This is a genomic window from Streptomyces fradiae ATCC 10745 = DSM 40063, assembly GCF_008704425.1.
Lineage (GTDB): Bacteria > Actinomycetota > Actinomycetes > Streptomycetales > Streptomycetaceae > Streptomyces > Streptomyces fradiae.
In genome coordinates this window covers 5,848,664-5,861,646 of sequence record NZ_CP023696.1, presented here as the reverse complement: position 1 = coordinate 5,861,646, position 12,983 = coordinate 5,848,664, and the positions used below count along the sequence as shown (strand labels likewise).

General features: G+C 76.1%; 8 protein-coding genes. 5 read left to right on the top strand and 3 right to left on the bottom strand.

Annotated features, from left to right (window positions below):
* Positions 1–47 precede the first annotated feature (47 nt).
* Positions 48–2,837 (bottom strand): cation-translocating P-type ATPase, encoded by a 2,790-nt coding sequence (locus CP974_RS25620; RefSeq protein WP_086731629.1) that lies wholly within the window; start codon positions 2,835–2,837, stop codon positions 48–50.
* A 447-nt stretch (positions 2,838–3,284) separates the two neighbouring features.
* On the opposite strand from CP974_RS25620, the gene CP974_RS25615 reads away from it, so the two are divergent.
* A complete protein-coding gene (locus tag CP974_RS25615; protein WP_031129222.1) occupies positions 3,285–3,764 on the top strand; it encodes a cation:proton antiporter regulatory subunit in 480 nt (159 codons plus the stop codon).
* Positions 3,765–3,799: 35 nt separating this feature from the next.
* Here the strand turns inward: CP974_RS25615 and CP974_RS25610 are convergent, their stop codons facing one another.
* Complete coding sequence (locus tag CP974_RS25610) at positions 3,800–4,687, bottom strand: universal stress protein (protein WP_031129223.1); 888 nt, start codon at positions 4,685–4,687, stop codon at positions 3,800–3,802.
* 225 nt (positions 4,688–4,912) lie between these two features.
* On the bottom strand, positions 4,913–5,416 hold the full coding sequence (locus CP974_RS25605) for a hypothetical protein (RefSeq protein WP_031129225.1): 504 nt from the start codon (positions 5,414–5,416) through the stop codon (positions 4,913–4,915).
* Between the two features lie 519 nt (positions 5,417–5,935).
* Here CP974_RS25605 and CP974_RS25600 point away from each other — a divergent pair.
* From CP974_RS25600 to narI, 4 genes are read left to right on the top strand one after another with little or no spacing between them, the layout of a single operon-like run.
* Positions 5,936–9,685: a nitrate reductase subunit alpha gene (locus CP974_RS25600; protein ID WP_031129227.1), complete on the top strand. Its 3,750-nt coding sequence runs from the start codon at positions 5,936–5,938 to the stop codon at positions 9,683–9,685.
* Between the two features lies 1 nt (position 9,686).
* Positions 9,687–11,225, top strand: a complete 1,539-nt coding sequence (narH, locus tag CP974_RS25595; RefSeq protein ID WP_031129228.1) for a nitrate reductase subunit beta — start codon at positions 9,687–9,689, stop codon at positions 11,223–11,225.
* Positions 11,222–12,139 carry a nitrate reductase molybdenum cofactor assembly chaperone gene (gene narJ, locus CP974_RS25590; RefSeq protein WP_150485863.1) on the top strand — a complete coding sequence of 306 codons (918 nt, stop codon included), beginning with the start codon at positions 11,222–11,224 and terminating at the stop codon, positions 12,137–12,139. The genes narH and narJ overlap by 4 nt, the downstream gene beginning before the upstream one ends.
* Positions 12,136–12,888 carry a respiratory nitrate reductase subunit gamma gene (gene narI, locus CP974_RS25585; RefSeq protein WP_031137357.1) on the top strand — a complete coding sequence of 251 codons (753 nt, stop codon included), beginning with the start codon at positions 12,136–12,138 and terminating at the stop codon, positions 12,886–12,888. Before narJ ends, narI begins: the two co-directional genes overlap by 4 nt.
* Positions 12,889–12,983: the final 95 nt, after the last annotated feature.

Genomic DNA, 12,983 nt, shown 5'->3' with positions numbered 1-12,983 from the left:
CCGGGGCCCGCTCCGGCCGGGCGGTGCCGCGGGCGGGCGCCGGCGGTTCAGCTCCCGGCTCGGCCGCCCGCGCGGCGGTGGGCCGACCGGGCGCGTCCGGTGCGCCAGGCCTGCTCGGCCAGCAGCACCGTGGATGCGGCGGCCAGGCACACGGCCCACTGGGCCGCGCTGAGGGCCACGGTGTCGAAGACGCCCTGGGCGAAGGGCACCTGGACGGCGACCACCTGGAGGACGAGGACGGCCCCCAGGCAGATCCACAGGGTGCGGTTGCGGAGCTGGAAGCGGCCGAGCACCGGGCCGTCCTCGCTGCGCGCCGCCAGGGCGTTGCAGAGCTGGAAGAGCACGAAGGTGGTGAAGGCCATGGTCGCGGCGGTCGCCTCGTCGGTGTACCGGCGGGCCAGGGCGAAGACGGCGAGGGTGCCGACGGTCATGACCAGGCCGGCGCGGACGATGACGGTCAGCCGGCGGTAGTTGAGGATGCGTTCGCTCGGCGGGCGGGGCGGGCGGCTCATCACGTCGCCCCGCGGTGGGTCGATGCCCAGGGCCATCGCGGGAGGCCCGTCCATGATGATGTTGACCCACAGGAGCTGGATCGCGGTCATCGGGGTGGGCAGCCCGGTCAGCACGGCGGCGAGCAGGGTGAGGATGGCTCCGATGTTGGTGGAGAGCTGGAAGCGGACGAAGGTGACGATGTTGTCGTAGAGGGAGCGGCCCTCGCGGACGGCCCGGACGATGGTGGAGAAGTCGTCGTCGGTGAGGACCACGTCGGCGGCCTCCTTGGCGACGTCGGTCCCGGTGATGCCCATGGCGACGCCGATGTGCGCGGCGCGCAGCGCGGCGGCGTCGTTGACCCCGTCACCCGTCATGGCCACGATGTGGCCGCCCGCGGAGAGGGCCCGCACGATGGTCACCTTGTGCTCGGGGGCGACGCGGGCGAAGACGCCGATGTCCTCGATGCGGTCCGCGAGGTCCCGTTCGCTCATCCGGTCGAGTTCGGCGCCGGTGACGACGTCGCCGTCGATGCCGAGCTCGCGGGCGATGGCGGTGGCGGTGTCGGCGTGGTCCCCGGTGATCATCTTGACGGTGACACCGGCCGCGCGGGCGAGGGCCACGGCGTCGTGGGCCTGGGGGCGGGGCGGGTCGGCGATGCCGGCGACCGCCGTGAGGGTCAGCCCCGTCGCCGGAAGCGCGTGCGGCCGGTCCCGTCCGTCGCTCGCGGTGGCGTCGGGGGCGGCCGTGGTGGCGGTGGCGGCGCCGAGGACGCGCAGCCCCTCGCCGCCCATGCGGCGGGCGACGGCGGTGATCTCCGCCCGCCGCTCGTCCGTCAGGGGGACGGGCCCGTCCTCCGTGAGGACGTGGGTGCAGCGGTCCAGCAGGACGTCCACGGCTCCCTTGACGTGGACGCGGACACCGCCGTCGGCGTCCGTGTGGAAGGTGGCCATGTACTTCTCGGCCGGGTCGAAGGGGATCTCGCCGGTACGCGGGGTGCGGGCGCGCGGCGCCGCCGGGTCGAGCCCCGCCTTGGCGGCGAGGACGAGCAGGGCGGCCTCCGTGGGGTCCCCGACGGCACCGCCCCCGGGGGACAGGGCGGCGTCGTTGCAGAGCGCGAACGGCAGGACCGCCTCGCGCGGCGGCTCCGGGGGCGCGTCCCCGCGGTCGCCCGGCCCGGCGGGGCGCACGGCGCCGTCGGTGCCGTACCCCTCGCCGGTCACCTCGTACAGCCGCCCGGCGGCCCACAGGGCGCGGGCGGTCATCTCGTTCAGGGTCAGCGTGCCGGTCTTGTCGCTGCACACCACGGTCGCGGAGCCGAGCGCCTCGACGGAGGCCAGGCGTTTGACGATGGCGCCCCGGCGGGCCATCCGGTGCACACCGAGGGCCAGGGTGAGGGCGAGGACGGCGGGCAGCCCCTCGGGGATGGCGGCGACCGCCAGCGCCACGGCCCGCAGCGCCAGATCCGCCAGGTCCTCGCCGCGCGCCAGCGCGACGAGCGCGTAGGCGGCCACGGCGACGCCGCTGACCAGGGCGAGGCGCCGGCCCAGGCTGTCCATCTGGACCCGCAGCGGGCTGGGCGGTTCGCCGCCGGTGCGCAGCGCCTCGGCGATCGCCCCGACCTCGGTGCCCATGCCGGTGGCGGTGACGACCATCTCGGCGCGGCCGCGCGTGAGGGCGGTGTTCATGAAGAGCGTGCCGGTGCGTTCGGCGACGGGCACGGGGGCCTCGTCGCCGGCACCGGCGGGCGCCGTCGTCTTGGCCACGGGCTGGGACTCGCCGGTCAGCGCCGCCTCGGCGACCTCGACGGACTCGGCGACCACCAGGCGCCCGTCGGCGGGGACGCGGTCGCCCGCCTCCAGCAGGACCACGTCACCGGGCACCAGCTCGCGCGCCGGGACGGTGCGGACCTCGCCGTCGCGGCGTACCCGCGCGGTGGGGACCAGCATCCGCCGCAGCGCCTCCAGGCTGCGCTCGGCGCGGCGCTCCTGGAGGAAGCCGATGAGGGCGTTGACGAGGAGGACGACGGTGATGACGACGGCGTCCCTGAGGTCGCCGATGATCCCCGCCAGGACGGCAGCACCGAGCAGGATGCCGATCAGCCAGCTCCGGAACTGGTCCAGCAGGCGCAGCCACTGCGGCCGGCGGGCCGGTTCGGCCAGCTCGTTGGCGCCCCAGTCGGCCGCCCGCCGCCGGGCCTCCGCCGCGGACAGGCCGGCCGCCGGGTCCACGCCCAGCAGGTCCGCCACCTCGGCGGCGCCGCGCCGGTAGGCGTGCGCCACCGGTTCCCGGGACGTACGGCCGGGGGCGGCGCCGGGGCCGGAAGCGGTGGGGGTCGGACGCGGCATGGTCACTCCCCCGCCGGCGGAGCCGTGCGCGGACGCGCGGCACGGGCCGCCGCCGCGCGGAGTCCCGCGGACGCGGAGGCGCGGACGCCCGCGGCGGGGAGGCCCACGGGTCCGTACGCGGAACCGTCCACCCCTTCGATCACCGGTTCACTCAACTGGCCTCTCCCTTCTCGTCCTGCCGCCGCCGCACGGGGCCGCGCCACTCCACCCTCGGTGCGGCCCCGGCGCCCCGGACAGGGGGCCATCGGGCCGTCCGCCGGGCCGCCCGGCCCTGCCCGCGCCGTCCGGCCCGCCCGCCGGTCCCGGCCGTCGGCCGTACGGGCCCGGCCGGGGACGGACGGCGCGTCGCTGCACGGGTACCCGGCCGCGCCTGCCGACTATCAGTGCACGGCGGGCGCGCGAACGGGCCGCACCGGCCATCGGACCCACGACCGGCGGGGAGATCCCATGGACGTCAACGAGGTGCTGCTGCCCGGGGTCGGGCTGCGGTACGACTTCGTCAACCACGACGGCGACCGGATCGGCGTCATCGCGCAGCGCTCGGGCGACTTCGAGCTGGTGGTGTACCCCCGCGACGACCCCGACGAGGCCCGCCCGCTGCTGCGGCTCACCGGCGCGGAGGCCGACACCCTGGCGGAGATCCTCGGCGCGCCGCGCATCGCGGAGCGGTTCGCCGACCTGACCCGCGAGGTGCCCGGTCTGGGCGCGGAGCAGATCGAGGTGCTGCCCGGCAGCCCGTACGCGGGCCGGGCCCTCGGCGACACCCGTGCCCGGACCCGCACCGGGGCCTCGATCGTGGCCCTGGTGCGCGGTGAGGACGTGCTCGCCTCGCCCGGCCCGGAGCAGGTCCTGCGGGCCGGGGACGTCCTGGTGGTCATCGGCACCCGCGAGGGCATCGCCGGGGTCCGGCGCATCGTCCAGGGCTGACCGGCGCGGCCCTCGAGGCAGGCCCCGCGCCGCCTTCAGCGGCGCCCGGCGGCTCCCCGTACCACCGCGACCGGGCATTCCGCGTGGTGCAGCAGGGCCTGGCTGACCGACCCCAGCAGCAGCCCGGTGAAGCCGCCGCGCCCGCGCGCCCCGACCACCAGGAGCCGGGCCGACCGGCTCGCCTCGATCAGCGCCTCCCGCGTCGCGCCGTGCACCAGCCGGTGCTCCACCGCCACCTCGGGGTGGCGCTCCCGGCGTCCGGCGAGCGCCTCGGACAGCAGCCGCTCCTCCTCGGCGGCGAGGGCGCCGCGCGGGTTCGCGTAGGGGACCGCCGCCCCCTGCGGCGCCGGCAGCGGCGCGTTCCACGTGGTCCAGGCGTGCAGCGCCACGAGCGGCGCGCCCCGCAGGTCGGCCTCGGCGAAGGCGAAGTCCACCGCGTCCTCCCCCGCGGGCGAGCCGTCGACGCCCACCACGACGGGCCCGTCGGCCCGCCGCTCCCCGCGCACCACCAGCACCGGGCACCGGCCGTGCGCCGCCAGGTGCACCGCGGTCGACCCCACCATCAGCCCGACGAATCCGCCCATGCCGCGGGAGCCGACCACCACCAGCTCCGCGTCGCGTGACTGCGCCTCCAGCACGGTCAGCGGTTCGCCGCTCACCACGGCGTGGGTGACCTCGATCCCCGGCGCCGCCGTCCGCGCCCGCTCGACCGCCTCGGCCACCGCGCGCAGGGCCATGTTCCGCAGGCCGCCGCCCGGTGGCCCCAGCGGCGAGGGCCCCAGCGGTACGTGCATCGCCGGCCATACGAACGCGTGCACCACCTTCAGCGCCGCCCCGCGCGCCCGCGCCTCCCGCGCCGCCTCCTCCGCCGCGGCGAGACCGGAGTCCGAACCGTCCACGCCCACGACCACCAGACCACTCACCATGCCTCCTCGTACACCGTCGTCCAGCCGCCCAGCCGTCCAGCTGTGCGGGCGTCCCACCGTCCAGGCGTTCGGTCCTCCCGCCGTTCGCTCGTCCGGCCATCCCCCGTTTCCCAGTCTCGCCCGGTCCGCGCCCCGCCGCCGCCGGGCCGTACGGCCCGGCGAGGGGCCGGCCGGACCCGCCGGACGGCGGAAGCGCGGCCCCCGCCCCGGTCACCCCGGCGGTCAGGGCCGCCCGGGCCGGCCGGGGGCCAGGGCGTCCGCGGTGGCCAGCAGGGCGGCGCCGAGGCCCGTCAGCGCCGCGCCGAGGCCGATCACCAGGGTCGTGAGGTGCCACGCCTGGTAGGCGGACATCAGCGAGGCGCGCAGGGACTCGCCCGTGAACGCGGTCCGGCGCGCCTCGGCGAGCTTCTCGTCCCGGCCGCCCGCGGCGTGCAGTTCCGCGCTGATCTCGGCGTACGTCCGGCCGCCCGTGGCGCGGGCCAGGTTGCTCTTGATGTACTCGGCGTAGGCGCGGGCGTCGGGACCGGTGGCCACCTCGCGCCCGGCGTGCGCGGCGAGGCCCTCGGGCAGCCCGTGCTCGGGGAAGGCGATCCGCTGGGCGGCCAGCTCGGCGCGGATCTCCTTCCTCCCGCCGCGTCCGCGCCACACCATGACCGGTCCGGCGACGGCCAGGGCCGCCCCCACCGCGCCGAGCAGTGCGGCGGCCCGGCGGTGCGATCCGTCCATGTCGTTCTCCTTCTCTGCTTGAGGGGCGGCACGGCCTCCCGGACACGTCGGGCCGCGCCGCGTCGGGGCCGGTCAGGGGAACGGGCCGACGCCGGGCCGGGACCACCCGCGCCGACGGCCCGGTTCGCGGGGCCCGGTCCGAGGGACCCGGTCCGAGGGGCCCGGTCCGAGGGGCCCGGGGCCCGCCGGGAAGGCCCGCGTCCGGCCGTGCGGAGCGGCCGGCGGCCGGACGCGGTACCGGACCGGGCGCCGCGCGCCGTACGCGCCGTGCCGGCGGCGGCCGGGGGACGGGGGAGACGGGCCGCCTGCCGGGCGCCGGGTGCGGTCGTACGGACGGGCGTCCGCGGTCCGGGCACCGACAGCATGCGCCGCACGGCGAGCCCGCCCGCACGGCCGACCGGACCCGGCACCGGGGCCATGGGTCCCTTCCCCGCCCCGCCGCGGGGGGCCGGTGGGCCGCCGGGCGGGGACCCGCGGCCCCACGTGGTCGGCGCGGTGGGCGGCCTAGCGTCCAGGGCCATGGAGAACGATCGGAAGGCACGGCGTCAGGCGCCCGGCGCCGGCGAGGGCTGGCCGCTGGCCGCCCGCAGACTGCTCACCCGCCGTGAGGTGTCCGCCGACGGGCGGGCCGTGTTCACCGAGGGCGACGCGCGGTGGGAGGGGTTCTACCGGGACCGCTGGGCGCACGACAAGGTGGTGCGCTCCACCCACGGGGTCAACTGCACGGGTTCCTGCTCCTGGATGGTGTACGTCAAGGACGGGATCATCACCTGGGAGCACCAGGCCACGGACTACCCGTCGATCGGCCCGGACTGCCCCGAGTACGAGCCGCGCGGCTGCCCGCGCGGGGCGTCGTTCTCCTGGTACACCTACTCGCCGGGCCGGGTGCGCCACCCGTACGTGCGGGGCGAGCTGCTGGAGCTGTGGCGGGAGGCCCGGAGCCGGCTGGGCGACCCGGTGGCGGCCTGGGCGGAGATCACCGGTGACCCGGTGAAGTCCCGCGCGTACAAGCGGGCGCGGGGCAGGGGCGGCCTGGTGCGCGCCGACTGGGACGAGGTGAGCGAGCTGGTCGCCGCCGCCCATGTGCACACCGTCAAGGCGTACGGTCCGGACCGGGTGGCCGGCTTCTCCCCGATCCCGGCGATGTCGATGGCGTCCTTCGCGGCGGGCGCCCGCTTCATGTCGCTGATCGGCGGCACCCTGCTGTCGTTCTACGACTGGTACGCGGACCTGCCGATCGCCTCCCCGCAGGTCTTCGGCGACCAGACGGACGTGCCGGAGGCCGCCGACTGGTGGAACGCCGGGTACCTGATCATGTGGGGTTCCAACATCCCCGTCACCCGCACACCGGACGCGCACTTCCTGACCGAGGCCCGCTACAACGGCACCAAGGTCGTCGCGGTCAGCCCGGACTACGCGGACAACGTCAAGCACGCCGACGAGTGGCTGGCCCCGCACCCCGGCACGGACGGGGCGCTGGCGATGGCCATGGGCCATGTGATCCTGCGCGAGTTCCTGGTCGACCGGGAGGTCCCGTACTTCCGGGACTACCTGCGCACCTTCACCGACGCCCCGTTCCTGGTGGCGCTGCGCGAGCACACCTCGGGCCGGCTGGTGCCGGACGGGTTCCTCACCGCCGCCGACCTCGGGCACGACACGGAGCACGCCGAGTCCAAGACCGTGCTGATCGACGCGGCGACCGGGGAGCCGGTGGTGCCGAACGGCTCCCTCGGCTTCCGGTGGGGCGAGGCCGGGAAGGGCCGCTGGAACCTGGACCTCGGTGACACCGTGCCCGTGCTGAGCCTGCTCCACGAAGGCGGGAGGGAAGGCCAGGGCGGCGAGGGCGGGCAGGGCGGGCAGGCCGTGCAGACGACGGCCGAGGTCGCGCTGCCCCGCTTCGACGAGGGCGCCACGGAGGGCGGTTCGGTCCTGGTGCGCGGGGTGCCCGTGCGGCGCGTCGGCGGGCGGCTCGTGACCACCGTCTTCGACCTGATGCTCGCCCAGTACGGCGTCCACCGCCCCGGCCTGCCGGGCACCTGGCCGGCGTCGTACGACGACCCCTCGCAGCCGTACACCCCCGCCTGGCAGGAGGCGGTCACCGCCGTCCCGGCCGTGCAGGCGGCCCGCATCGCCCGGGAGTTCGCCCGCAACGCCGAGCGCACCCGCGGCCGTTCGATGATCGCGCTCGGCGCGGGCACCAACCACTGGTTCCACTCGGACACCATCTACCGCGCCTTCCTCGCCCTGACCACCATGACGGGCTGCCAGGGCGTCAACGGCGGCGGCTGGGCGCACTACGTGGGCCAGGAGAAGGTCCGCCCGGTCACGGGGCAGCAGCACCTGTCGTTCGCGTTCGACTGGCAGCGGCCCACCCGGCACATGGCGGGCACCTCGTACTGGTACCTCAACTCCGGCCAGTGGCGGTACGAGGCGTTCGGACCCGACGAGCTGGCCTCCCCCCTCGGCAGCGGCCGGTTCGAGGGCAAGGGGTTCGCCGACTGCCTGGCCCAGGCGGTCCGCCTCGGCTGGACACCGGGCCACCCCGGCTTCAACCGCAACCCGCTCGACCTCGCGGACGAGGCGCGGGAGCGGGGCAGGCCGGTCGCCGAGCACATCGTCGACGAGCTGAAGTCGGGGCGGCTGCGGTTCGCCGCGGAGGACCCGGACGACCCGGCCAACTTCCCGCGCGTCCTGACGGTGTGGCGGGCCAACCTGCTCGGCTCCTCCGGCAAGGGCAACGAGTACTTCCTGCGGCACCTGCTGGGCACGGACGCCTCCGTCCGCTCCGAGGAGACCCCGCCCGGCCGCCGCCCGCGGGACGTGGTGTGGCGGGAGGAGGCGCCGGAGGGGAAGCTGGACCTGCTCGTCACCATGGACTTCCGGATGACGTCCACCGGTCTGCTCGCCGACGTGGTCCTCCCGGCGGCGACCTGGTACGAGAAGGACGACCTGTCCAGCACGGACATGCACCCCTTCGTGCACGCCTTCACGCCCGCCATCGCCCCGCCCTGGCAGGCCCGCACCGACTACGACGCCTTCCTGACGATCGCGGACCGGTTCAGCGAGCTGGCCGCCGGGCACCTGGGCGCCCGCACCGACGTGATCGCCGTGCCGCTGCTGCACGACACCCCCGACGAGCTGGCCCAGCCGGGCGGGGTCGTACGGGACTGGAGGGCCGGCGACTGCGAACCGGTCCCGGGCCGGACCATGCCGAAGCTGGTCGTGGTCGAGCGGGACTACGCGGCGACCGCGCAGAAGATGCGCGCCGTCGGCCCGCTGCTGGACACCCTGGGCACCACCACCAAGGGCGTCACCGTCCACCCGGACCGGGAGATCGACGACCTGCGGCGCCGCAACGGCACCGTCCGGGACGGCGTGGCCGCCGGGCGACCCTCCCTCGCCACCGCGAGCGACATGTGCGAGGCGATCCTCGCGCTGTCCGGCACCACCAACGGGCGCCTGGCCGCGGAGGGGTTCCGGGAGCTGGAGCGGCGCACCGGCCGCGAGGGCCTGGTCGGTCTCGCCGCCGAACGCGAGGCGGAGCGGATCACGTTCGCCGACACCCGCACCCAGCCCCGCTCCGTGATCACCTCCTACGAGTGGTCGGGCTCCGAGACGGGCGGGCGCCGCTACTCCCCGTTCGTCATCAACACCGAGCACAAGAAGCCCTGGCACACCCTCACCGGCCGCCAGCACTTCTTCGTCCAGCACGACTGGATCGCCGAGCTGGGCGAGCAGCTCCCCGTCTACCGCCCCCCGCTGAACGCGCTCCGGCACCACGGCGACGAACACCTGGGCGACGAGGGCCGGGCGGAGGTCACCGTCCGCTACCTCACCCCGCACTCGAAGTGGTCCATCCACTCCAACTACCAGGACAACGCGTACATGCTCGACCTGTCCCGCGGCGGACCCACCATCTGGATGTCCCCCCAGGACGCCGGGAGGATCGGCGCGCGGGACAACGACTGGGTCGAGGCGTACAACCGCAACGGCGTCGTCGCCGCCCGCGCCGTGGTCAGCCACCGCATGCCCGAGGGCACCGTGTACATGCACCACGCGCAGGACCGCACCGTGAACGTGCCGAGGACGGAGGTCGGCGGCAGGCGCGGCGGCATCCACAACTCCCTGACCCGGCTGCTGCTCAAGCCCACCCACCTGGCGGGCGGCTACGCCCAGTTCACCTACGCCTTCAACTACTACGGCCCGACCGGCAACCAGCGCGACGAGGTCACCGTCATCCGCCGCCGCGCGCAGAAGGTGGAGTACTGAGATGCGCGTCATGGCACAGGTCGCGATGGTGATGAACCTGGACAAGTGCATCGGCTGCCACACCTGCTCGGTCACCTGCAAGCAGACGTGGACCAACCGCGGCGGCGTCGAGTACGCCTGGTTCAACAACGTCGAGACGAAGCCCGGCGTCGGCTACCCCCGCCGCTACGAGGACCAGGAGCGGTGGAAGGGCGGCTGGGCGCTCGACCGGCGCGGACGGCTCGTCCTGCGCTCCGGCGGCCGGTTCGCACGGCTGCTGTCGCTCTTCTCCAACCCCGACCTGCCGTCCCTCGAGGACTACTACGAGCCGGTCACCTACGACTACGACAACCTGCTCAGCGCCCCGGCGGGACAGGACATGCCCGTCGCCCGCCCCCGCTCGGTCCTCACCGGGGAGCCCACCGCCATCACCTGGGGCGCGAACTGGGAGGACGGTCTGGGAGGCGCGCCCGAGCACGCCGGCGCCGACCCGAACCTCTCCGGCGAGTGGGCCGAGAAGGTGAGGTTCGAGTTCGAGCAGACCTTCCTCTTCCACCTGCCCCGCCTGTGCGAGCACTGCCTCAACCCGGCCTGCGTCTCCGCCTGCCCGTCCGGCGCGATGTACAAGCGGGTCGAGGACGGCATCGTCCTGGTCGACCAGGACCGGTGCCGCGGCTGGCGGATGTGCGTGACGGCCTGCCCGTACAAGAAGGTGTACGTCAACCACGCCACCGGCAAGGCGGAGAAGTGCACCTTCTGCTTCCCGCGCGTCGAGGCCGGGCAGCCCACCGTGTGCTCCGAGACCTGCGTCGGGCGGCTGCGCTACCTGGGGCTGCTCCTCTACGACGCCGACCGGGTCGGCGAGGCCGCCGCCACCCCGGACGAGCGGGACCTCCTCGACGCCCAGCGCGGCGTCTTCCTCGACCCGGAGGACCCCGGGGTGCGGGCGGCGGCGCGGGAGTCGGGCGTCCCGGAGGACTGGCTGGAGGCGGCCCGCCGCTCCCCGGTCTACGACCTGGCGGTGCGGTACGGGGTGGCGCTGCCGCTGCACCCGGAGTACCGGACGCTGCCCATGGTCTGGTACGTGCCGCCGCTCTCCCCCGTCCTCGACGCCGTCGGCGCGGCGGGCGGCGACCAGGACGACCCCGACCACGTCTTCGCCGCCGTCACCCGGCTGCGCATCCCGCTGGAGTACCTGGCGGAGCTGTTCGCCGCGGGCGACACCGACGTGGTCGGCGGGGTGCTGATGAAGCTGACCGCGCTGCGCTCGTACATGCGCGAGCGCTCCCTGGGCGGGGACGGCGACGAGACGGCGCTGCGGGCCGTGGGCCTCACCGCCGGCGAGGCGCGGGACCTGCACCGGCTCCTCGCCGTCGCCAAGTACGCCGACCGGTACGTCGTCCCCGCCGCGCACAAGGAGGACGCCGCCGCCCTGGACGCGGTGGAGAACCGCTGCCCGGTCGGGTCGCCCCCCTCCCCCGCCGGGCCCCGCGGGGTCGCGCTCGGCATGCCCACCGTGCGCCGCCGTGCGCCCGAGACCCCCGCCGGAGGCCGTCCGTGAGCCCGCTGCCCGCGACCGTTCCCGCCCTCGTCCGCTCCCGCGTGCGGGCCGCCGTGCGCCGCCCCGCCCGGCTCACCGTGGAGGAGCTGCGGGACCGGGCGCTCCTGCTGCGGTTGTGCTCGCTGCTGCTCCAGTACCCGGACGCCGAGCTCGCCGCCGCCCGGCCGGCCCTCGGCGCCGCGGTCGCCGGGCTGCCGCCCTCCCCCGCCGCCGCGCACCTGGCCGACTTCACCGCCTGGTTCACCGGTCGGGAGGCCCAGGCGCTGGAGCGGCACTACGTCGAGACGTTCGACCTGCGCCGCAGGAGCAGCCTGTACCTCACCTACTACCTGCACGGCGACACCCGCCGCCGGGGCATGGCCCTGCTCGCCCTGGCGCGCAGCTACCGGGCGGCGGGCTGGGACACCACCGGCGGCGAACTCCCCGACCACCTGCCGGTCGTGCTGGAGTTCGCCGCGCTCGGCGGGCCCCGGGCGGGCGAGGCGCCGCTGCGCCGGCACCGGCGCGGACTGGAGCTGATCCACCGGGCCCTGACCGACGACGGATCGCCCTACCGGCATGTGACGGCCGCCCTGCTGACGCTCCTGCCGCCGCCCACGGAGGCGGACCTGCGGGCCGTCGCGGAGCTGGCGGCGCAGGGGCCGCCCGGCGAGGACGTCGGGCTCGACCCGTACGGCGGGGCGGGCGCGGGCGGTTCCGCAGCGCCGGACGCCTGGGCTCCGCCCGGCGCCTGCGCGCCACCGGGGGCCTTCGTCCCGCCGGGCGCCTTCGCGCCGCCGGGGGCCCTCGTCCCGCCCGAGCGGGCGCGCCCCACCCTCGCCCCGCCCCCGCTCCCGTCCACGCCCCCGACCGCGCCCGCGCCGCCGCTGTCCCCTCCCCGCCCCGCCCCCTCGCGCCCGGAAGGCTCCCGATGAGCGCCGCCTCCTCCCCGCTCGCCGCGACGAGCGGCGCCGACCTGCTGCTGTGGGTCGCCGTCCCGTACGTCTGCCTGGCCGTGTTCGCGGTCGGGCACGTCTGGCGGTACCGGCAGGACCAGTTCGGCTGGACCTCCCGCACGACCCAGCTCCTCGAACACCGCTGGCTGCGCTGGGGCAGCCCGCTGTTCCACCTCGGCGCCTTCCTGGTGATAGCGGGGCACGTCGTGGGGCTCGCCGTCCCGGACTCGTGGACAGCGGCCGTCGGCATCGGCGAGCACGCGTACCACACCGCCGCGGTGTGGGCGGGCTCGGTGGCGGGGGTCGCGATGGTCACCGGGCTCGGCATGCTGTGCGCCCGGCGGCTGCTGACCCGCCGCGTCCGCCTGGGGACCGACCGCAGCGACAAGCTGCTCTTCCCGCTGCTGTCGGCGACCGTCCTGCTGGGCATCGCCGCGACCCTCGCCCACAACGTCCTCGGCGCCGGGTACGACTACCGGTCGACCGTCTCCGTCTGGTTCCGCGGCCTGTTCCTCCTGCGGCCCCACCCCGAGGCCATCGCCGGGGCCCCGCTGCTGTTCCGGCTGCACGCCCTGACGGCCTTCCTGCTCTTCGCGGCGTGGCCGTTCACCCGGCTCGTGCACGTGTGGAGCGCGCCCGTCGGCTACCTGGTCCGGCCGTACCTGGTCTACCGCCGCCGCGCCGCCCCGCCCGCCACCCGCACCTCGCCCGCGTCACCGCGCCGGTGAGCGCCCCGCGGACCGCGGGCCCGCGCCCCCCTCGCCGCCGCGCCGACTCCCTGACGTCCTGTCATACGATCACCCTCACCAGGGAGCCACGGTGC